Source organism: Rhizobium hidalgonense, from assembly GCF_002914525.1.
Taxonomy (GTDB): Bacteria; Pseudomonadota; Alphaproteobacteria; order Rhizobiales; family Rhizobiaceae; genus Rhizobium; species Rhizobium hidalgonense.
Genome location: NZ_LODW01000048.1, coordinates 91,157 through 113,132, shown reverse-complemented (window position 1 = coordinate 113,132; position 21,976 = coordinate 91,157). Strand labels below are relative to the sequence as shown.

Annotated in this window: 17 protein-coding genes; 7 read left to right on the top strand and 10 right to left on the bottom strand. The window is 62.0% G+C overall.

The genetic code is table 11. The annotated features are described in order from the left end of the window. Nucleotides 1-132 precede the first annotated feature (132 nt). From ATY29_RS10475 to ATY29_RS10465, 3 genes are all read right to left on the bottom strand, one after another. Nucleotides 133-1,212: a YcjF family protein gene (locus tag ATY29_RS10475; protein WP_097532685.1), complete on the bottom strand. Its 1,080-nt coding sequence runs from the start codon at nucleotides 1,210-1,212 to the stop codon at nucleotides 133-135. After that, nucleotides 1,209-2,684, bottom strand: coding sequence for a YcjX family GTP-binding protein (locus tag ATY29_RS10470; protein ID WP_097532684.1), 1,476 nt, complete (start codon nucleotides 2,682-2,684; stop codon nucleotides 1,209-1,211). Before ATY29_RS10470 ends, ATY29_RS10475 begins: the two co-directional genes overlap by 4 nt. Before the next feature lie 75 nt (nucleotides 2,685-2,759). Then, the gene (locus ATY29_RS10465; RefSeq protein ID WP_025416290.1) at nucleotides 2,760-3,254 is read right to left on the bottom strand and encodes a SixA phosphatase family protein; all 495 of its coding nucleotides are present in this window, start codon (nucleotides 3,252-3,254) and stop codon (nucleotides 2,760-2,762) included. 276 nt (nucleotides 3,255-3,530) lie between these two features. Here ATY29_RS10465 and dksA point away from each other — a divergent pair, with 276 nt between their 5' ends. After that, nucleotides 3,531-3,950, top strand: coding sequence for an RNA polymerase-binding protein DksA (gene dksA / locus ATY29_RS10460; protein ID WP_003569003.1), 420 nt, complete (start codon nucleotides 3,531-3,533; stop codon nucleotides 3,948-3,950). A 65-nt stretch (nucleotides 3,951-4,015) separates the two neighbouring features. Here dksA and ATY29_RS10455 read toward each other — a convergent pair whose 3' ends face one another. After that, complete coding sequence (locus ATY29_RS10455) at nucleotides 4,016-4,660, bottom strand: DUF1062 domain-containing protein (RefSeq protein ID WP_244597390.1); 645 nt, start codon at nucleotides 4,658-4,660, stop codon at nucleotides 4,016-4,018. Between the two features lie 415 nt (nucleotides 4,661-5,075). Continuing rightward, a complete protein-coding gene (locus ATY29_RS10450) occupies nucleotides 5,076-6,119 on the bottom strand; it encodes a flagellar biosynthetic protein FliO (RefSeq protein WP_097532682.1) in 1,044 nt (347 codons plus the stop codon). 306 nt (nucleotides 6,120-6,425) lie between these two features. On the opposite strand from ATY29_RS10450, the gene cckA reads away from it, so the two are divergent. Then, nucleotides 6,426-9,029, top strand: coding sequence for a cell cycle histidine kinase CckA (gene cckA, locus ATY29_RS10445; RefSeq protein WP_003569000.1), 2,604 nt, complete (start codon nucleotides 6,426-6,428; stop codon nucleotides 9,027-9,029). Between the two features lie 263 nt (nucleotides 9,030-9,292). Here the strand turns inward: cckA and ATY29_RS10435 are convergent, their stop codons facing one another. Together ATY29_RS10435 and ATY29_RS10430 are read right to left on the bottom strand one after the other, a co-directional pair. Beyond that, complete coding sequence (locus ATY29_RS10435) at nucleotides 9,293-10,219, bottom strand: pseudouridine-5'-phosphate glycosidase (protein WP_097532818.1); 927 nt, start codon at nucleotides 10,217-10,219, stop codon at nucleotides 9,293-9,295. Nucleotides 10,220-10,306: 87 nt separating this feature from the next. Next, entirely contained in the window at nucleotides 10,307-11,251 is a 945-nt protein-coding gene (locus tag ATY29_RS10430; RefSeq protein ID WP_097532681.1) for a carbohydrate kinase family protein, read from the bottom strand. A 229-nt stretch (nucleotides 11,252-11,480) separates the two neighbouring features. On the opposite strand from ATY29_RS10430, the gene recA reads away from it, so the two are divergent. The 3 genes from recA (at nucleotide 11,481) to ATY29_RS10415 (ending at nucleotide 16,630) form a co-directional block, all read left to right on the top strand. After that, entirely contained in the window at nucleotides 11,481-12,569 is a 1,089-nt protein-coding gene (gene recA / locus ATY29_RS10425; protein ID WP_003568997.1) for a recombinase RecA, read from the top strand. A gap of 152 nt (nucleotides 12,570-12,721) precedes the next feature. Then, the gene (alaS, locus tag ATY29_RS10420; protein WP_003568996.1) at nucleotides 12,722-15,376 is read left to right on the top strand and encodes an alanine--tRNA ligase; all 2,655 of its coding nucleotides are present in this window, start codon (nucleotides 12,722-12,724) and stop codon (nucleotides 15,374-15,376) included. 402 nt (nucleotides 15,377-15,778) lie between these two features. Next, a complete protein-coding gene (locus tag ATY29_RS10415; protein WP_097532680.1) occupies nucleotides 15,779-16,630 on the top strand; it encodes an AraC family transcriptional regulator in 852 nt (283 codons plus the stop codon). 47 nt (nucleotides 16,631-16,677) lie between these two features. Here the strand turns inward: ATY29_RS10415 and ATY29_RS10410 are convergent, their stop codons facing one another. The 3 genes from ATY29_RS10410 to ATY29_RS10400 form a co-directional block, all read right to left on the bottom strand. Beyond that, nucleotides 16,678-17,304 carry a glutathione S-transferase family protein gene (locus ATY29_RS10410; protein WP_025416285.1) on the bottom strand — a complete coding sequence of 209 codons (627 nt, stop codon included), beginning with the start codon at nucleotides 17,302-17,304 and terminating at the stop codon, nucleotides 16,678-16,680. A gap of 60 nt (nucleotides 17,305-17,364) precedes the next feature. Next, nucleotides 17,365-17,811 carry a GNAT family N-acetyltransferase gene (locus tag ATY29_RS10405; RefSeq protein ID WP_025416284.1) on the bottom strand — a complete coding sequence of 149 codons (447 nt, stop codon included), beginning with the start codon at nucleotides 17,809-17,811 and terminating at the stop codon, nucleotides 17,365-17,367. 71 nt (nucleotides 17,812-17,882) lie between these two features. After that, a complete protein-coding gene (locus ATY29_RS10400; protein ID WP_025416283.1) occupies nucleotides 17,883-19,094 on the bottom strand; it encodes an NADP-dependent isocitrate dehydrogenase in 1,212 nt (403 codons plus the stop codon). 188 nt (nucleotides 19,095-19,282) lie between these two features. Between ATY29_RS10400 and ATY29_RS10395 the strand changes: the two genes are divergently transcribed. Next, a complete protein-coding gene (locus ATY29_RS10395; protein WP_003568984.1) occupies nucleotides 19,283-19,810 on the top strand; it encodes a hypothetical protein in 528 nt (175 codons plus the stop codon). A 122-nt stretch (nucleotides 19,811-19,932) separates the two neighbouring features. Further along, nucleotides 19,933-21,972 (top strand): FUSC family protein, encoded by a 2,040-nt coding sequence (locus ATY29_RS10390; protein WP_172643035.1) that lies wholly within the window; start codon nucleotides 19,933-19,935, stop codon nucleotides 21,970-21,972. Nucleotides 21,973-21,976 lie beyond the last annotated feature (4 nt).

Here is a 21,976-nt window from a genome sequence, read left to right as displayed (position 1 = left end):
GCCGAAATGCGCGGAGATACAGGGTTTTCGCGCGGCGACAATTTTAAATTATCGCTGTTAGAGCTTTGAATCTGCTACAATTTCTTCGGCATTACGCCGGGGAAGGTCACGCTTGAGGATTAGCCTCGTCGATCAAGGAGTGTTGCCGCGCGGTGACATGGAGGGCGTGAGATCGCCGATGAAGTCACCGATTCCCGGCCGCTTCAGGGCGTGGAAGGCGAGTGGGCGGCAGAGATCCATTGCCGCGATTCCAATGCGGGCGGTCATCAGGCCGTTGATAACGCCCTCGCCAAGCCGGGCCGAGAGCCTGGAGGCCAGCCCATGGCCGAGCACCTGCTGGACGAGGCTGTCGCCGACGGCAATCGAACCGGTGACGGCAAGATGCGCCAGCACGTCACGCAGCAGACGGAACATGCCGAGGGTGCCGGGGCGACCGCCGTAAAGCTCGGCCATGGCGCGAATGAGGCGCACGGCCTCATAGAGCACATAGAGCAGGTCGACCACGGCGCGCGGGCTGACGGCCGTGACGATCGAGACGCGTTTCGAGGCGTTGACGATCAGGGCGCGGGCCTTGCGGTCAAGGGGCGCGAGCAATTCACGTTCGGCAAGCGCAATCAGATGCGGGGGATCGATGACCTCGCCTTCCGTCGCCTTCAGCGTGGCGCGGCCCTTCGATGTCTCGGGATTGGCCGAAAGCAGCGCGGTGAGGCGGTCAACGACCGCGCGCGCCTTTGCCGGCCGGGTTTCGACCATCGCCGCTTCCGCTTCGGCCTTGATCGCCTGGACGGCGGCAAGGCGCATCATGCCGGCTGTCTCGCGGATGACGAGGGCAAGCACGGCGAGGATACCGACCGCAAGCACGGCAAGGGCCGCATAACCCAGCCAGTCGGCGCGGGTGAAGAGATCGCGGATCAAGCGATCGGTCCAGAGGCCGATGCCAAGCGACAGCAGGATGCCGAAGGCGCCGGCAGCGATCTTGCCGAACGAGGTCCGGCGCTTGCGTGGCGTTGCGACCGGGACTGCGCTCAGATCCTTATCGGGATTGAGGAAGGGATCGTCCTCATCAGCTGTGACGATGATGTTTTCGGAAAAGCTTTCCGGCTTGCGCCGCTGCTCTCCTTGGCGGCCGTTGTCGCGCGGCTCGGTGGCCTCATCCTCATAGGTGAACGCGGCGGGCGGACGGCGCGGCGGATCGGACGGGGGCATGCTCATGCGAGACGGTCTCCGAACAGGAACTGCATGGCGCGGTCGAGGCGGATATGCGGCACCGACAGCTTGATGCCGCCGCCGGTTTCCTCAAGCTGAGGCGGGCGGAACCTGACGACATTGACATCGGGCAGTTGCAGGCCGGTCTCGCCGGAAGCGATGCGGTCGAACAGGCTTTCCGGATCTGCCGGCAGGTCGCCGGGGAAGATCGCGGTCTTTCTCTGGCCGTCGAAAACCTCGCCGGCGATGGTTTCACCTTCCATCGGCGTGCCGACGATGACGGGCAGCTCATGGCCGTCGCGCTTGACCGATGCCTCGCGAGTGGCGCGCACGGAGGCGAGCGCCATGACGTCGATGCCGGCGCCGGCCATGCCGATGCGGTCGATGGCGCGATCGACGAGGCGGCGGGTCAGCGCATCGAGCCGGTCGTGGCTTTCATGATGGAGATGATCGGCCTTGGTGGCGGCGACCAGCACGCGGTCGATGCGGCGCCCGAGCAGCGAGGAGAGCAGCGAATTGGTGCCGGGGCGGAAACAGGCGAGCACATCGGTCAGCGCCCGTTCCAGATCCTGCACCGCTTCAGGCCCGCGGTTCATCGCCTGCAGCGCATCGACCAGCACGATCTGGCGATCGAGCCGGGCGAAATGCTCGCGGAAGAAGGGTTTGACGACAACCGATTTATAGGCCTCGTAACGCCGCTCCATCATCGTCCAGAGCGAGTTTCGGCCGGGACGGGCGTCCGGCGGCAAGGCGAGCGGCGCAAAGGTCAGCGCCGGCGACCCGTCGAGATCGCCGGGCAGCAGCAGCCGGCCGGGCGGCAGGGTGGAGAGCGAACGTTCGTCGGCCTTGCAGGCCTTGAGATAATCGGCAAAGGCGGTGGCGAGGTCGCGGGCGACCATCTCGTCGGCGCCGGCCCGGATATCGGCGGCATGTGTCAGCGCCAGCCACCCGCGCGACAATTCGGAGCGCACGCCGGTTTGCGCAAGCGCGATCGTTTCCTCGCTGAAGGTGCGGTAGTCCTTGCCGAGCAGCGGCAGGTCGAGCAGCCATTCGCCGGGATAATCGACGATGTCGATCGACAGGCGGCCGGGCAAAAACAGCCGGTTCCAGCCGCTGGCGCTCTGATAATCCAGCGTGATGCGCAGTTCCGATATGGCGCGGGTCGAATCCGGCCAGTTACGGTCTTTCACCAGCGCGCGGATATGATCCTCGTACTGGAAGCGCGGCACGGCATCATCGGGCTGCGGCTCCAGCCGCACCGCCGAGACACGACCGGATTGCACCGGCTCGAACAGCGGCAGGCGACCGCCATGCAGGAGATTGTGCACCAGCGAGGAGATGAAGACCGTCTTGCCGGACCGGGAGAGGCCGGTAACGCCGAGCCGCACGGTCGGGTTGACGAGGCCGCTTGCCCGATCGGCAAGATTGTCGAGGGCGATGCGGGCGTCGTCGGCAAAAGATGTCAGGCGTGGCGGCAAGGCGCAATTCCGGTTGGTGACTGCCGGCAATATAGGAAGGGCGCGCCGCCCGAAAAAGACGCGGCGCGAAAGCTTTCAGACGACCACGAAATCGGTGAGACGCCAGCCGGCGGCGACAGCATCGTAATCGACGACGGCAAGCCCGGCCGTCGGGAAGCCGCCTGGAAGGGCGCTGACCATCGCCTCATGGCCGATCAGCACTTCCAGCGCCTGCTCCATGGTTGGATTGTGGCCGACCAGCATGACGGCCGCCTCATCCTGCGAATCGACGATTTCGAGATAGTTATCGACAGTGGCATTGTAGAGCACATCGACATAACGCACGTCGAGCGTGAGGCCCATCGCCCGATGGACCGCATCGGCGGTGCCACGGCAGCGCAGCGCCGTTGAACTGATCAGAAGATCGGGACGGTAGCCCTTGTCGGCGGCCTTGTCGGCAATGATCTCGGCATCGCCATAACCCTTTTCGTTGAGCGGCCGGTCGAAATCGCGCTGCCCGGGTTCGGCCCAGGCGGCCTCGGCATGACGCAGGAGGTAGATGCGGTTGGGCGGAGGCAGCGGTACGGTCATGGGCAAATCCAGGATCGGGCGGGTCTTTTCAGTAGCGGTTGCACTTGGCCGCCGTCAATCGCCAGCCATGCCGCAACTGCCCAAAACGTGGCTGACAACACGGCGTTTTGAAGGCGAAGAAGAAAACGGTGGCCGGAATAACCATGACAAAATAGATCGTTAGCCTAAAACTGTAACAGATTTAAAAATCTGTTTACCTGTCGTATTTGGCTTGAATCGCGGCTAGCGCTTGGGATATACACCCGCCCAGATGAGATGTTCTTCAGGAGAATCGCGTTGAGTGAGAAGATCGATCTTAGCAATTACGTTCCCTCGGAAGAGGAAGAGTTCATGAACGTAAACCAGCGTGCCTACTTCAGGACCAAGCTGGTTGCATGGAGAAATGATATCCTTCGAGAAGCGCGTGAAACCCTCGACCACCTGGCCGAGGAAAGCGCAAACCATCCCGACCTCGCCGACCGGGCGTCGTCGGAAACCGACCGGGCGATCGAACTTCGCGCCCGCGACCGGCAGAGAAAGCTGATTTCCAAGATCGACGCGGCACTGCAGCGCATCGAAGACGGTACTTACGGCTATTGCGAGGAAACCGGCGAACCGATCGGCCTCAAGCGTCTCGACGCCCGCCCGATCGCGACGCTATCGATCGAGGCGCAGGAGCGCCACGAACGCCGCGAAAAAGTCTATCGCGACGAATAAGGGTTTTCATGCAGATATGAGAGCAGAACAAGCGCCGCGATCGGATCGCGGCGCTTGTTCGTCGATCACCGCTCCACGGCAGAATCGCCTGTCGCCAGAGGTTTCCACGATTGCTCTCGTCCGGCCTCCCTGGAGAGGTCGATCGTGACGAGGGTGCCATTCCTGATTCGTCGTCGCATAATGTCTGCTTTCTCAGGATCCGTCCGAAGCATGCCGTCTGCGTGAAGAGCCTGCAGCATCGCGCGTGAAAGCTTCAGTTCCGAGGACAGCAGACGGTCGAGGCGTGTGCTTGTTGGCACCGGAACCGTCAGTTCGATTGCCAATTTCGTCCAATCTGCGGTTTCGTGCCGCATCTCCTTGGCGATTTCAACTTCGGCAAACTCGTCGACACGCAGCGATTTGCGCCGGAGAGCATCGAGGTTGAAACTTTCCGCGCGGATCCAGTCCCGATCGTTGGACTGCAGCGCGTCGAGGACCGCAGGATCGATGTCACGGACATTGCGGCGCTCGATGATCGGCCGGTTCCATGTTCTTTCACAGGTCAGGCATTTGTAGATAAGCCAGGCATCCAGCTTGCGGCCGTTGGCATTGAGCCGAATCTTGCCGCTGGATTGGAAGGCTCTCAGGCCGCCGCATCCGCCGCAGGCAACCCAAGGTTGGGGAGCAATCTTGGGAATAATGGTCCATCGGACCCGAAGCGTCTTGCACATATCGTCTTGGTCTTCCGTTCGGAAGTCCATCGAGATGGTGCATGAGAAAGCCCTTGCGGGCGCGGTGTGGCGATGTTGTGGGCGGCTGAAGAGCTGAGACAGCGGCGCTGCACATGGCATATTGTAACAATGCCAAACCGGTCTCTCGCCACCACCCGATGAACATGGTCGCATGCCGCCAGCGTGTCGCTAGGCGGCAATACGGGTGAAACTGGAGTGAGACCGATTTTTACTTAGGCAAAGTGCAACCTCAGATGCGCCAACGCTCTTCACCCCGATCGATACCAAATGATTGACGTGATGGGGAGGCCCAAGACATTGGGAAACTGAAAAAGCCGCGGCGTTGCGGCATTTGTGCAACTTCATGGTGAAAGAGAAAGCGCGGCAGCCCGGTGTGATGCGGGCGTGTTTCCCCTCATTTGTCGCGATTGACGCTCATTTCGCCGAAGATGCGAGCGACTTCCTTCTGCAGTTCCGTATCGGCGCCGGTGATCGGGGCGAGCTCGGGATCGCGGCGCGGCTGATTGCCCGGCTGCGGTTGCGGTATGGCCTGACGCGGGGCCTGGTTTACCGGCGCCGGGACGATACGTTCGGCCGTCAGATTGTTCGACATCTCCTCTTCCAGCACCTGCTGAAAATCACGGCGGATCGCCGGTGCCGGTCCATCGTCCATTCCAGACGTGCGCGCGGCCGCCGGCATGTCGTGGACAGATGGAGCGGAGACCTCGGGTTCGATGCGCTGCTGCGGCAGCACGCGCTGGCGGGCGGCATCGAGAATCTCGGCCGCACTTGCTGTATCGTGGAAGGCTGCGGGCGCGACCGGGGGAGCGACGGGCCGCTCCGGGCGCGGCTGGGGCGGGGCAGGCGGAGGAGCGTCGCGTTCGGCCGACAGGGGCACGGTCACGGGATTTGCCGGAAGAGGGCTGGTCGCCACCGGCGGTGCAACGGCCGGCTGGGCCTGCGGTTCGGGGCGCGGGCGCGGCTCCGGGAAAACCGGTGCCGAGAAGGTAGGCTCGGCGGCCGGTTCGACCCGGGCTGCGGCAGGGGCTTCGACCGGCGCTGCAACTGCGGAGCGGGGCGGAGAAACCGGTGGCGTTTCCGGGCGCGGCGGGGATATTAGAGGCTGTTCGAGGTGTTGCGGGCGGTCGGCAGTTTCCGCCTGTTCGGCCGCTCCCGGCAGGATACGGCTTTCGATGACGATATCGCTCGGGCCTCCGATCATGATCAGATGCTCAACGTCATCGCGGCGCACCAGCACCAGCCGGCGACGGGTATCGACAGCAGCGGCATCCAGGACCTGCAGACGGGGCTGGCGGTTGCGGCCGCCGCGCACAAAGGGCGAGGGCGCCCGGCTGCGGATCACCCAAAGCACCAGGATGAGCAGGAGAAGCGCCAGACCGACGCCACCGGCGGCAAGCAGAAAACGGCTGCTATAAGCTCCGACAACATCATCCAACATAATCACTCACTCCATTTCATATTCGGCACATATTGACGACTTTTCCGTTCCTTAGGCAAGGGCCGCCGGTGCTGTCCAGTCACCGGTGAACGCGATTGCGTGTTCCGCTGCTTGGGTGCCCGCCGACCTTGCGCACGGGCAGTCGCGTCGGCTTCGGGGGCAGATGGCGCTGTTGCCTGTGAATTCAAGCAGTCTTGCCGACTGGCGGTGTTTTTGCCGACGCGGCAAATTGCTAAGAAGGAAAGAGTGCCTGATTCCCGCTTCGTGTTCGTGCTACGAAGCTGGAGGGGCGTATGTGAGGAATACATGACGAAACCGCGTCAGGCCGACGATTATAACGCACCGCTTGTGGATCGTGGGGGGCGTTCTGGCACGGTTTTGCGCATTCTTCTGCTGGCCCTCGTGCTGATCGCAGCCGCCGGCGGATTCGTCGTCTTCAAGAAGTCGCTCGACAATGAGGTCGTGCTCGGCGGTCTCGGCGTGCTCGCCATGGTCGGCATCTTCTTCCTGGTATCCTCGGTCATCGGCTTTATCGAGGTGATGCCGCAGCGCCAGTCCGACAGCCTGGCGCGCGCCTTCCTCAACAGCCATCCCGACGGTACCTTGATTACCGACGAAAAGGGCCGAATTATCTATGCCAACGCCGCCTATGGCGCGCTGACCGGCGCGCGCAAGGCGACCGAGGTGCAGACCCTGGAAACCCTGCTGTCGCGCCACCGCGAATCGAACGAGGCGCTCTACAGGCTGGTCAACGGCCTGCGCGAGGGCAAGGAAGGCCGGGAGGAATTCCGCCTGCTGCGCGCCGTCGGCCCTGGCAGCAACAGCTCCGGCGCGCATTGGTACCGGCTGAAGGCGCGGCTGCTGCAGCCGGAGGAGAATGGCGGGAAACCGCTGCAGATCTGGCAGATCACCGACATCACCACCGAGCGCGACGATCAGGAGCGCTTCTTCAAGGAACTGCAGAACGCGATCGACTATCTCGACCATGCGCCGGCCGGTTTCTTCTCCGCCGGCAGGAAGGGCGAGATCTTCTATCTGAACGCCACACTTGCCGAGTGGCTGGGTCTCGATCTCACCAAGTTCGTGCCGGGCTCGATGACGATCGGCGATGTCGTGGCCGGCGAGGGGCTGGCGCTGATCCAGTCGGTGCAGGCTGAACCCGGCCTGAAAAAGACCGTGACGCTCGATCTCGATCTGCGCAAGAGCAACGGCCAGAGCCTGCCGGTGCAGATCCTCCACAGCGTCACCTCGATGCGCGACGGCGCGCCCGGCGAAAGCCGGACGATCGTGCTGGCGCGTGAAAAGAACAGCGAGAGCAGTCAGTCGGCTTCGGCGGCTGCCATGCGCTTCACCCGTTTCTTCAACAACACGCCGATGGCTATTGCATCGGTCGACGGCAACGGGCGTATTCTGCGGACCAATGCGCCGTTCCTCAAGCTGTTTTCCGGCGTCGTTTCGCGCGACGACCTCGAAAAGGCGCCGCATCTCGAAACCATCGTGCAGGAAAGCGACCGGCCGCAGCTGGCCGAGGCGCTGGCGGCAGCCAAGGACCGGCAGGGCGATATCGCGCCCCTCGATACCCGCACGCCGACCGACGAGGCGCGCTATTTCCGTTTCTATGTCAATGCCGTCATCGACCAGAGCGACGAGGCGCCCGAGGAAGCGGCGATCGTCTATGCCGTCGAGGTGACCGAGCAGAAGGCGCTGGAAGCGCAGATGGCGCAGACGCAGAAGATGAACGCCGTCGGCACGCTTGCCGGCGGCATCGCCCATGACTTCAACAATGTGCTGACGGCGATCTTGCTGTCCTCCGACCATCTGCTGTTACAGGCGCGGCCGGCCGATGCCAGCTTCGCCGACCTGATGGAGATCAAGCGCAACGCCAACCGCGCCGCCGTGCTGGTGCGCCAGCTGCTGGCCTTCTCGCGCAAACAGACGATGCGGCCCTCGGTGCTCAACCTCACCGATGTCGTCGGCGACCTGCGCATGCTGGTCGACCGTCTGCTCTCCGGCACCAACGTCAAGCTCGACGTGCAATATGGCCGCGACCTCTGGCCCGTCAAAACCGATCTGTCGCAATTCGAGCAGGTGCTGATCAATCTCTGCGTCAATGCGCGTGACGCCATGCCCGAGGGTGGCACGCTGACGCTGCGCACCCGAAACCTGACCGCCACTGAGGTCTCCGCCTTTAACTATTCCTACATGCCGGCCGAAGACATGGTGCTGATCGAAGTCGCCGATAACGGCACCGGCATCGCGCCTGAGATCATGGACAAGATCTTCGAGCCCTTCTTCACCACCAAGGATGTCGGCAAAGGCACGGGACTAGGCCTCGCCATGGTCTACGGCATCGTCAAACAATCGGGTGGTTACATCCAGCCGGAATCCGAAGTCGGCAAAGGCACGACCTTCCGGGTCTTCCTGCCGCGCCACATCCCGGAGCCGGCGGTTGCCGCCGAAGCAGACGCTGTCGACAGCGCCGTCGCCGAGATCGGCGTTCGGCCAGAGACGCCACCGGCGCAGCAGCCGGAGGACCTGACCGGATCGGCGGTCATCCTGCTCGTCGAGGATGAGGAGGCGGTGCGCCGCGGCGGCAAGCGCATGCTGGAAACGCGCGGTTATACCGTTCACGAAGCGGGGTCCGGCGTCGAAGCGCTCAGCATTATGGAAGAGCTTGAAGGCAAGGTCGATATCGTCGTTTCCGACGTGGTCATGCCCGAAATGGACGGCCCGACGCTGCTGCGCGAGCTGCGCAAGACCTATCCCGACATGAAGTTCATCTTCGTCTCCGGCTATGCCGAGGACGCCTTTGCCCGCAACCTGCCGCCGGAATCGAAATTCGGGTTTTTGCCGAAGCCGTTCTCGCTGAAGCAGTTGGCGGTGGTGGTGAAAGAGACGCTGGATAGCTAGGATTACGGCTTGGCGGTTACGGAGAGCGCGTGCTGTGTGGCACCCCCTCTGTGCTACCGGACATCTCCCCCACAAGGAGGGAGATCGACAAGCGGCTTGGCCATTCGCCTACATCTAACCTTTCGCCGAGCTGCAACGCTTATTGTTTGGGGAAACCGGCGCGTCCAGCCGATCTCCCCACCTGTGGGGGAGATGCCCGGCAGGGCAGAGGGCGGTGCCTCACGACACCATCCATCTGGTGGGACCAGCCCACCCGTCAAAAATTACTCACCCAGCGCCACGGCAATCTCAGCCGCAAGCCGCGCATTGTTCTCCACCAGCGCAATATTGGTCTTGAGGCTCTGGCCATCGGTCAGATCAAAAATGGTCGAGAGCAGATAGGGCGTCACCGCCTTGCCGGTGATTTCGTCGCGCTCGGCGCTGTCGAGCGCCCTCTCAATATAGATCTCCATTTCCTCGCGCGCGATCTCGTCGGCTTCGGGCACTGGGTTGGCGACGAGCATGCCGCCTTCGATGCCGAGCTGATCGCGCACCGTCTGGAAATTGGCGATGGCCGCCGGACTGTTCAGCGACAGCGGGCTTGATATGCCCGAGGAACGCGACCAGAAGGCGGGGAATTCTTCGCTCTCATAGGTGACGACGGGAACGCCGCGGGTTTCCAGCACTTCCAACGTCTTCGGAATGTCGAGGATCGCCTTGGCGCCGGCGCAGACGACGATGACGCCGGTGCGCGCCAGTTCCTCGAGATCGGCTGATATATCGAAGCTTTCCTCGGCGCCGCGATGCACGCCACCGATGCCGCCCGTGGCAAAGACGCGGATGCCAGCGCGGGCCGCCGCAATCATCGTCGCGGCGACCGTGGTGGCGCCGGTACGGCGCTCGGCGATCGCAAAGGCGAGATCGGCGCGCGACACCTTCATCACCTCGGTCGCCTTGGCGAGCTGCTCCAGCTCGCCGGCTTCAAGGCCGATATGCAGCGTGCCGTGAATGACGGCGATCGTCGCCGGCACCGCACCCTGTTCGCGGATGATCGCCTCGACGCTGCGGGCCATCTCGATATTGCCGGGATAGGGCATGCCGTGGGTGATGATCGTCGATTCCAACGCCACCAGCGGCGCGCCGCGCTGCTTGGCGCTGGCGACCTCCTTCGAATAGGCGATCGGTAGAAGAGGGGAAATGGGCTTGGTCATGGTCTTGTCCTGTGATCGCCAGAGCATGATGCCGAAAAGTGTGAGCGGTTTTCGGACCACATCATGCTCAACTATTTAACTGCGGTTTCAATGCAGAATTCTGACCTGGGGAACAAGGGCAAGCGCCTCGTTCAACAGATCCGACGTCAGATTTTCGTTGACGGCGTGCCGCGACTGCACCGTCAGTGCTGCCGCCGCGGTGCCGTAGCGGACGGCTTCCTCGAGGGGCAGGCCCGATATCAAGGCGGCAAGCGTCCCGGCTGCAAGAGAATCGCCGGCACCCGTGACATCGGCGACCGTGTCGGCGACCGGCGGCTGCAGCGTCACGGCCCGACCGTCGCTCAACGCGATGAGCTCGCGGCGGCCGCGGGTGACGACGGCGTTCCTGACGCCGATCTCGTTCAGGAGTGGCGGCCAGCCGTCGGCATTCTCCGGCTGCTGGCCCGTAAGAGCTCCGGCTTCCGCCTCGTTCAGGAAGAGATAGTCGATATCGCCGATGCAGGGCTTCAGCCTGACGACCTTGGCCGGCGAGATGGCGATCGCCGCCACGGGCTTTGCCAGGGAATGCGCCTTGGCGACGATTGCCGCAATCGTCTCTTCCGGCAGGTTGGCATCGAAAAGAACCAAATCATGGGCGGCGAAGGCCTCTCGCACCCAGCGAATGGAGAGACGTCGCGGCACGAAGAAGCGATAGAGATCCATGTCGGCAAGGGCGATTACCAGATTGCCGTCCTTCTCGATGATTGCCGTATAACTCGGCGTCTTGCGGTCGAGGAAGACGAACGGCCGGTCGTCGATGCCGGCGAAATCGGCGGCTTCACCGACGGTCTCGCCAATCGGATCGCCGCCGCGCGGTGAAATCATCGTCACCTGAAAGCCGAGCCTTGCAAGGTTGCGCGCTGCATTGAAGCCGCCGCCGCCCGGTTCCTCAAACCAGGTTCCGGGATTGCTGACGCCAGGCGCCGTCTCGCCGGAGATGCGGCCGCGTCTATCGATATGGGCACCGCCGAGAACGAGAATCTTTCCGTTCATTTCAGCCGCTCTCCTGAGGCTTGAGAAGCGAATCGATGCGATGCATCTTTTCCGATGCATGCCGGCATTTCAGGCGTAAGCCGTTGCTTTGCATTGATAAAACAAAAATAGAACACGGACCGTTTTACCTTTTTCTTTCAATTGTTTGATCGCCTATTGCGGGAATAGAACAAATAGGGTACAAACTCGACATTGCTTGGGCGGCTTCAATAACCTAAAGGTGGATCGGATGTCTCAGAATTCATTGCGGCTGGTAGAGGACAAATCGGTGGACAAAAGCAAGGCGCTTGAAGCGGCACTCTCACAGATAGAGCGGTCGTTCGGCAAGGGCTCGATCATGAAACTCGGTTCCAACGAGAATGTTGTCGAGATCGAGACGATCTCGACCGGCTCGCTTGGCCTCGATATAGCCCTCGGCGTTGGTGGTCTGCCGAGGGGCCGTATCATCGAAATTTACGGGCCGGAAAGCTCGGGTAAGACGACGCTTGCGCTGCAGACCATTGCCGAAGCGCAGAAAAAGGGCGGCATCTGCGCCTTCGTCGACGCTGAACACGCTCTTGATCCGGTCTATGCCCGCAAGCTTGGCGTCGATCTGCAGAATCTGCTGATCTCTCAGCCCGATACCGGCGAGCAGGCACTCGAAATCACCGATACGCTGGTGCGCTCCGGCGCCGTCGACGTACTGGTTGTCGACTCGGTCGCCGCACTGACGCCGCGCGCCGAAATCGAAGGCGAGATGGGCGACAGCCTGCCCGGCCTGCAGGCCCGTCTAATGAGCCAGGCGCTGCGCAAGCTCACCGCTTCGATTTCCAAGTCGAACACCATGGTGATCTTCATCAACCAGATTCGCATGAAGATCGGCGTCATGTTCGGTTCGCCTGAGACAACGACGGGTGGTAATGCGTTGAAGTTCTACGCCTCCGTGCGCCTCGACATCCGCCGCATCGGCGCGGTCAAGGAGCGCGAAGAGGTGATCGGCAACCAGACCCGCGTCAAGGTCGTCAAGAACAAGATGGCGCCGCCCTTCAAGCAGGTCGAGTTTGACATCATGTATGGCGAAGGCGTTTCCAAGACTGGCGAACTGGTCGATCTCGGCGTCAAGGCCGGCATTGTCGAGAAGTCGGGCGCCTGGTTCTCCTATAACAGCCAGCGTCTCGGCCAAGGCCGCGAAAACGCCAAGACCTTCCTGCGCGACAATCCGGATCTGGCCCGCGAGATCGAACTGTCGCTGCGCCAGAATGCCGGCCTGATCGCCGACCGCTTCCTGCAGAACGGCGGACCGGATCCCGATGACGGTGACTCCGCTGCGGAAATGTGATTTTCGCACGCGCTTCTTCTAAAAATTGAAACGGCCGCATTCGTGATCAGAATGCGGCCGGTTTTGTTTGTCTGCTGGACAGTGGCGGAGGCGAACGTTAAAAGCCGATGGATTTAGATTTACCTGCCTCCGGCAGCATTGAAGGGCATAGCATGAGCGGTGTGAACGATATCCGGTCGACATTCCTCGACTATTTCAAGAAGAACGGTCACGAGATCGTCTCGTCGAGCCCGCTTGTGCCGCGCAACGACCCGACGCTGATGTTCACCAATGCCGGCATGGTGCAGTTCAAGAACGTCTTCACCGGTCTGGAGAAACGACCTTATTCGACGGCGACAACCTCGCAGAAATGCGTGCGCGCCGGCGGCAAGCATAACGACCTCGACAATGTCGGTTATACCGCGCGTCACCTGACCTTCTTCGAAATGCTCGGCAACTTCTCCTTTGGCGATTATTTCAAGGAGAATGCGATCGAGCTTGCCTGGAAGCTCGTGACCGAAGGTTTCGACCTGCCGAAACATCGCTTGCTGGTGACCGTTTATTCCGAAGACGAGGAAGCAGCGACCCTGTGGAAGAAGATCGCCGGTTTCTCCGACGACAAGATCATCCGCATCCCGACCTCCGACAATTTCTGGCAGATGGGCGATACAGGCCCCTGCGGCCCGTGCTCGGAAATCTTCATCGACCAGGGTGAGAATGTCTGGGGCGGCCCACCCGGTTCGCCTGACGAAGACGGTGACAGGTTCCTCGAATTCTGGAACCTCGTCTTCATGCAGTTCGAGCAGACCGCACCGGGTGAGCGCACGCCACTGCCGCGCCCGTCGATCGACACCGGCATGGGCCTGGAGCGCATGGCCTGCATTCTCCAGGGCGTTCAGAGCGTCTTCGATACCGATCTCTTCCGCACGCTGACCGGCATGATCGAGGATACGATCGGCGTCAAGGCGGCAGGCAGCGCCAGCCACCGCGTCATCGCCGACCACCTGCGCTCCTCGGCCTTCCTGATCGCCGATGGCGTGCTTCCGTCGAACGAAGGCCGCGGCTATGTGCTGCGCCGTATCATGCGTCGTGCGATGCGCCATGCGCAGCTGCTCGGCGCCAAGGAGCCGCTGATGTACAAGCTGCTGCCGACGCTGGTGCAGGAGATGGGCCGCGCCTATCCGGAACTCGTCCGCGCCGAGCCTCTGATATCTGAGACGCTGAAACTCGAAGAAGGTCGCTTCCGCAAGACGCTGGAGCGTGGCCTGTCGCTGCTGTCGGATGCAACCACGGATCTCGGCAAGGGCGACATGCTGGATGGCGAGACCGCCTTCAAGCTTTACGACACCTACGGATTCCCGCTCGACCTGACGCAGGATGCGCTGCGCGCCCGTGAGATCGGCGTCGATATCTCCGGCTTTACCGATGCCATGCAGCGCCAGAAGGCCGAAGCCCGCTCGCACTGGGCCGGTTCCGGCGAGAAGGCAACCGAAACCATCTGGTTCGAGCTCAGAGAAAAGCACGGCGCAACCGAATTCCTGGGTTACGACACGGAAACCGCGGAAGGCGTCGTGCAGGCGATCGTCAAGGACGGCGCCGTTGCCGAAGAGCTCAAGGCCGGTGACAAGGTGCAGATCGTCGTGAACCAGACGCCGTTCTACGGCGAGTCCGGCGGTCAGATGGGCGATACCGGTGTCATCTCGTCCGACCACGGCAAGATCGAGATATCGGACACGCAGAAGAAGGGCGAAGGCCTCTTCGTGCATTCCGGCGCCGTTGTCGAAGGCTCATTCAAGACCGGCGATGCGGTTGTTCTGACCGTCGATCACGCTCGCCGTTCGCGATTGCGCGCCAACCACTCGGCAACCCACCTGCTGCATGAGGCGATGCGCGAGGTGCTCGGCACTCATGTTGCGCAGAAGGGTTCGCTAGTCGCGCCCGAGCGCCTGCGTTTCGACGTTTCGCATCCCAAGCCGATGTCGGCCGAGGAGCTGAAGATCGTCGAGGATATGGCAAACGAGATCGTGCTGCAGAATTCGCCTGTCACGACCCGGTTGATGAGCGTCGACGATGCCATCGAGGAAGGCGCCATGGCGCTCTTCGGCGAGAAGTACGGCGATGAAGTGCGTGTCGTGTCGATGGGCACAGGCCTTCATGGCGCAAAAAGCAACAAGCCTTACTCCGTCGAACTTTGTGGCGGCACGCATGTGTCGGCCACCGGTCAGATCGGCCTCGTGCGCATCCTCGGCGAAAGTGCCGTCGGCGCCGGGGTTCGCCGTATCGAAGCGGTGACTGGTGAATCGGCACGCGAATATCTGGCCGAGCAGGATGATCGGGTGAAGACGCTCGCTGCCTCGCTGAAGGTTCAGCCTTCGGACGTTCTGTCGCGGGTCGAAGCGCTGATGGACGAGCGCCGCAAACTCGAAAAGGAACTGGCCGATGCCAAGCGCAAACTCGCCATGGGCGGCGGGCAGGGCGGTTCCGCCGACGCCGTGCGCGAGGTCGCCGGAGTGAAGTTCCTCGGCAAAGCCGTGGCCGGCGTTGATCCGAAGGATCTCAAGGGTCTTGCCGATGACGGCAAGACAAGCATCGGCTCCGGCGTTGTCACCCTGATCGGCGTGTCCGACGATGGCAAGGCGAGCGCCGTCGTCGCGGTGACGCCGGATCTCGTTGGGCGTTTCAGTGCTGTCGATCTGGTGCGCGTTGCTTCTACCGCCCTCGGCGGCAAGGGCGGTGGCGGCCGCCCTGACATGGCGCAGGCCGGCGGCCCCGATGGGTCGAAGGCCGAGGAAGCGATCGAGGCGGTGGCTGTAGCACTCGCCGGCTGACCGGCAAGTTCATTCCTCAGTTTCGGAAAGGCGGAAGCTCGGCTTCCGCCTTAGTTTACTGATAGACTTGCCCTTTATTCGGCGCGCCTCCCAACATCCCTTAATCCTGTGCTCGTCACAAGAATCCAGTGCGCCCAAGTCCTTGGGCGCGAAGGACTCTCTTCTTTAGGTGCTGATCATTCACGGCGCGGACGCGCCGTGGCTGGATTCCTGTGACATCCCTCGGATCAAGTCCGAGGACAGAAATAAGGGAGTAGAGGCGTAGCCGTCATATGGCGACGCTTTCCTCTGCCGCTTGACGAGTGATGGCGTAGCGTTTGCGCTCCGGATTCCGTAACTCCGCAGGATTTGTCAAATCGGGATATGGTTCTCTGCGGTCGATCGATTTGCATGAGGTTTGACATGAATGGCGACGCGGCATGGGCACTTTATGAAAGCCGTCTGAGACGGGTTTCGACCTATATTCACGACCACCTCGACGAGGAGCTGGATATGGAGCGCCTTGCCCAGATCGCCTGTTTGTCGAGCTATCACTGGCACAGGATCTACCGGGCGATCTATGGCGAGACGCTGGCGGCCACCGTCAAGCGGCTGCGGCTGCATCGCGCGGCGGGCGAGATCGTCCGCACGGAGCTTGCCGTCAGCGAGATTGCCAAGCGATCAGGCTATCCCAACCTCCAATCTTTCAATCGCATCTTCAAGTTAGCCTACGGCATGCCGCCGGCCCGCTACCGGAAGGAGGGAAGCCACACAGCCTTCCAACCCTCACCTTACGGAAAGACCAAAGCCATGTTCGACGTTACCATACGAGAGATCGCACCGACGGAGCTGATCGGAGTTGCCCATACCGGTTCCTACATGGAAATCGGCAAAGCCTTCGAGACCTTGTTCGGCACGCTCTACGCCCGCAGCCTCGCCAGGCCTGACATGCGGATGATCGGCGTCTATCTCGACGATCCCGACATCGTGCCGGCCGAACAGCTGCGCTCGATCGCTTGTGTCACCGGCTCTGCCGATCTTCCGGCCGAGGCGCCATTCGAGCGGCGGACGATCGAGGGTGGCGACTATGCGGTGCTGCGCCACAAGGGGCCTTACGCCGACATGTACAAGGCCTATCAGTGGCTCTATGCGGAATGGCTGCCCAAGTCCGGACGGCAGTTGAAGGACAGCGTCATGTTCGAGGAATATCTCAACAACCCGCGCGACGTGCCGCCGACCGAACTGATGACGAATATTCACATGCCGCTTGCCTGAGGCGTGGATATTCGCGGCGCGGCGGGCTGGCCGCGCCGATTGACGCCTCAAGCGGCCTGCATCGTCTTGCCGGCCTCGTCGTCCAGTGCATTGGCGCGCTTGTAGGCCTCACGTTCGCTGATGCGGCCGAAATAATCGACGAAGGCCTGGCGTTTTTCGATGCTGCCGAAGCCAAGACCCCAGCCGACATGCGAGCCGACATAGACGTCGGCGGCGGTGAAGCGTTCGCCGGCGACATAGGTCGAGCCGGAGACGGCCATTTCGAGTGTGTTCATGACGTCGCCGAAACCGCCGCAACCGGCCATGCGCAGGCGCTCCGTCGGAATTTCGAAGCCGAGCGACCTCATCGTCACTGCCGATTCCAGCGGACCGGCGGCGAAGAACATCCAGCGGTAATAGGCGGCGCGCTCTTCCGGTTTGGGGGCCAGCCCCTTTTCCGGGAAGGTCTCGGCGAGATAGGCGCAGATCGCCGCGCATTCGGTGACGATGGTATCGCCGTGGCGGATTGCCGGCACCTTGCCCATCGGATTGACCCGTAGATATTCCGGCGCCTTCATACCTTCACCGAAAGTCAGAAGTTCGGTGCGATAGGCATGGCCGATCTCCTCCAGCATCCAGCGCGCGATGCGGCCGCGCGACATGGGGTTGGTGTAGAATACCAGTTCTTCGGTCATGACATCCTCCTTGTTTCCCGGAATCAATAGTGCGGACTGGCGTTTGTGCAACCCTGCTGCTTAAAGCGCCTTGCGGTATTGGATGAAACCAGAGCGTTCGGCGATCTTGTCGTAGAGGCGCCGGGCGGTGGCATTGCTTTCATGGGTCATCCAGTACAGCCTGCCGGCGCCCGTTTGCCGTGCAAGCCCGGCGACGGCCTCGATGAGCGCGGCTCCGGTGCCGAGCCCGCGTTGGCTGTTTTCGACATAGAGGTCCTGCAGGTAGCAGGTCCATTGCGGCAGCCAGCAAGAGCGATGGAAGATCGCGTGTACGATCCCCACCAGGCGCCCGCCTTCATCGAAAGCGCCGAGCGCATGCATCGGTTCATCGGCATTGTGGAAGCGCGCCCAGGTGAGATCCGTCGTCTCGGCGGGGATCACCACTTCGTAGAAACGCTGGTAGGCTGCCCATAAGGGTTCCCAGGTGGCGCGGTCAGAGGGTTGGAGCGGGCGCACGGTCGCCATCATTTACAATTCTCCCAAAACGAAAAACGGCGGGGATTTCCCCGCCGTTTCAATGCTATTCCGAAAAGACCCGATTACGCCATGGCCTTCTGCAGGTTCTGGTCGATCTTGTCGAGGAAGGCGGTGGTTGAAAGCCACGGCTGGTCGGGGCCGATCAGCAGCGCCAGGTCCTTGGTCATGAAACCGGATTCGACGGTGTCGACGCAGACCTTCTCGAGCGTCGAGGCAAAGCGGGCAAGCTCGGCATTGTCGTCGAGCTTGGCGCGGTGCGCGAGGCCACGGGTCCAGGCGAAGATCGAAGCGATCGAGTTCGTCGAGGTTTCCTGGCCCTTCTGATGCTGGCGGTAGTGGCGGGTGACCGTGCCGTGGGCGGCTTCGGCTTCGACCGTCTTGCCGTCTGGCGTCAGCAGAACCGAGGTCATCAGGCCGAGCGAGCCGAAGCCCTGGGCAACGGTGTCGGACTGGACGTCGCCGTCATAGTTCTTGCAAGCCCAGACGTAGCCGCCCGACCACTTGAGCGCCGAGGCGACCATGTCGTCGATCAGGCGGTGTTCGTAGGTGATGCCGGCTTCCTTGAACTGATCCTTGAATTCGGTCTCGTAGACTTCTTCGAAGATGTCCTTGAAGCGGCCGTCATAGGCCTTGAGAATGGTGTTCTTGGTCGACAGATAGACCGGCCACTTGCGCATCAGGCCGTACATCATCGAGGCGCGGGCGAATTCGCGGATCGACTCGTCAAGGTTGTACATCGCCATGGCGACGCCGGAACCCGGCGCGTTGAAGACTTCCTTTTCGATGACGGTGCCGTCTTCGCCGACGAACTTGATGGTCAGCTTGCCCTTGCCGGGGAATTTGAAGTCGGTGGCGCGATACTGGTCGCCGAAGGCGTGACGGCCGACAACGATCGGCTGGGTCCAGCCGGGAACCAGGCGCGGCACGTTCTTGCAAATGATCGGCTCGCGGAAAATGACGCCGCCGAGAATGTTGCGGATCGTGCCGTTCGGGCTCTTCCACATTTCCTTGAGGTTGAATTCCTTGACACGGGCTTCATCGGGCGTGATCGTCGCGCATTTGATGCCGACGCCGTACTTCTTGATGGCGTTGGCGGCATCGACGGTCACCTGGTCGTTGGTGGCGTCGCGATTTTCGACGGAGAGGTCGAAATAGTCGATGTCGAGGTCGAGATACGGATGGATCAGCTTGTCCTTGATAAGCTGCCAGATGATGCGCGTCATTTCATCGCCGTCGAGATCGGCGACGGGATTGGCGACCTTGATCTTGTTCATGTATCTGCCTCGTTCGAGCTTGAATGGGGACGGGGGTCCCGGGTGGGTGACGTGATGAGGAGCGCTATAGCATTGTGAACCGGGAACGCAAAGCTGCAACGGGTTCGAGCATGCGTTTTTGCCGGCATTGCCAAGCGCGGAAAACTGGCTAGTGTCCGCCTTGATTTGCCCGCCCGGAACATTCGACCATGAAGACAATCGCCCTTGTTATCGCAAGCCTTATCGCCTTTTCAGGTGCCGTCCATGCGGCCGATGCCACGGCGCCCGTGAAGGAGATCATGGACGCGACCAGGAGCAACTGGGCCGACAATAGCGGCGACTGGAGCGACATCTTCGATGCAAGCCGTCTCACGCGCCTCTACAGCAAGGATTTCGTCGCCAAGTATCAGGCCGCCGCGCAATTTCCCGCGGTCGATGACGATGGCATATCGCCGTTCGACTACGATGTCATCGTCAACGGTCAGGATGCATGCCCACTGGAGGATCTAACGATGGCGGCCGCGCCTGCGGTCAACGGGACGGCTGAGGTGACTGTGCGCTTCAAGAAATCGGCCTGCTCGGAAGCGCCCGATGCCAAGGACTATACGACCGTCCGTTTCGAGGTGATCGAAGAAGGCGGTACATCTGTCATCGACGATGTCGTCACCGAGAATATCGAAACGCAGGGCCGAGATTCACTGAAGGCGACGATGGCGCTGATTGCCAAAGGCCAATAGGCGCGCGACATTTGATCTATAGCGGAAAATCGATGCCGGGCTATTGTTCCGACCGGTTCTCCGATGGTTTGATTTGCGCTTTTGCGGCGATATCTGTCGATCCTTCCGTGGCATGAGGGCTCTTGCATTTGTTTTCCGGTTTTCAGCTTCGTGACTGGCTGCTTGCCAACGATCCGGCGCTTTCGCGTCTGCGCATGGCCTCGCGGGTGACACTGGCGATCGTCCTCTCGTTCCTGATCCTGCTTGCCATCCATACTCTTGTTCTGCCGCTGCCGACTGCGGCTTTCGGCCTCGGCATCGTGCTGTCGATCGAAGGCGGAATTGCCGTGCGCGATAAGGGAAATGCGCGCCAGTTGGTGACGCGGCTCCTCGGTTGTGTCGCAAGCCTTGCCATCGTCGCTGTCGCGGCCGGGCTCGAGGATAGCCGTTTTCTCTCCGATCTCGTCTTCCTGGTGGTGATCGCGCTTGCATCGGCGGGACGGGTGTTCGGGCCGCGCGGTTTTGCCATCGGCATGTTCGCCTTCACCTCCTATTTCATGGGCGCCTATTTCCGGCCTTCGCTGGCCGATCTGCCGGAGGTGGCGATCGGCCCCGTCGTCTCGGTGCTGGTCGGTCATCTGGTGAGGGCGGTGATCCTGCCCGACGATTGGCGGCGCGACCTGCTGCGCTCGCTCGAAAGCGTCAGGGGCCGGATCAACCAGATCCTCTTCAAGCTCGCCGCCATCGCCGGCAGAGCCGAGGTTGGTGACGCCGACCGGCAGGAACTGCGCCAGCTGGAAGACCGGCTGAAGGAGGTGGTGCTGATGGCGGAGACCTTCATTCCGCGCCCGCCGGCCGGCGTCTTCGACGGTGCCGCTGAACCTGCAGCCGAGCTGGCGATCCGGCTCTTCGATGCACATCTTGCCGCCGAGAGCGCCATCGTGCTGAGTTTCCAGAGCCCGCCGCCTTTTGCGCTCGTTCACGCCGTGATCGAGGCCGATAGGGCCGAGCTTGCCACCTATGACGGGATGGCGGAATCAATCCGGGATCAGCCGCAGAGCGAGACAGTGCGGGCACTGCTCTGGCTTGGCGAGGCGCGGCAGCAACTGACGCAGGCGATCGACGAGGGGCAGGCCTCCAGCTTTTCCGGCATCGATACGATCAGCGAGACGGGGCAATCCCAGCCGATCGACTTTTCATTCGGCAATCCGCTGCTGCGCTCGGCGCTGCAGATCACGCTCGCCTCGGCAATCGCTATGGGCTTCGGCCTGCTCTTGTCGCGCGAGCGCTGGTTCTGGGCCGTGCTCGCCTCTTTCCTCGTCTTCACCAACACCAATTCGCGCGGCGATACGGCGATGAAGGCGCTGTCGCGCTCGCTCGGCACCGTGTTCGGCATCGCCTTTGGTCTTGGGCTGGCGACGCTGATTTCCGGTGAACAGGCGATCGCCATTCCGGTCGCCGTCGTCTGCATCTTCCTCGCCTTTTATTTCCTGCAGGTCTCTTACGCGACGATGACCTTCTTCATCTCGATTGTGCTCTGCCTGGTCTACGGCATGACCGGCGTGCTGACACTCGAGCTGTTGAAGCTGCGGATCGGCGAAACCGTGATCGGCGCGGTAGCCGGAACGGCAGTCGCCTTCATCGTCTTTCCCACACGTACGCGCGGCGCGCTCGATGCCGCACTCGCCCGCTGGTTCCAGGCGCTGCGCGATCTGCTTGGGGCGCTTGGCGAGGGCAAGAGCAGTTTCGAGCTGATCGCGCTGTCGCAGAAGATCGATGCCTGTTACCGCGATGTGACGGTTGCGGCGCGGCCACTCGGCTCCTCCTGGTCGGTGGTGACGCGGCCCGGCCAGATCCGGCAGACGCTGGCGATCTTCCTGTCCTGTACATACTGGGCGCGAATCCTGGCGAAGAGCTACGAAGCGTCTGATGCTGGCGACAATCTGAAAACGCTGATTGCAGCAGATCAGGCGCTGATCGATACGGCAGCTCCGCGCGGCTCGACGTGTTTCCTGATCGAGCGCAAGGCATCGCGGACGACAGGGCGACATCTGCCGGTGTCCCGAGACGGCGCCAGGCTGGGGCTCGAAATGATCGGTTCGGCGCTGGAAAGGCTTTATCCGCAGGCCGATGTCTTGCCGTTTGCTGCCGGCGAGGCTATTGCGCGCTCAAAACAGGGATAGGACC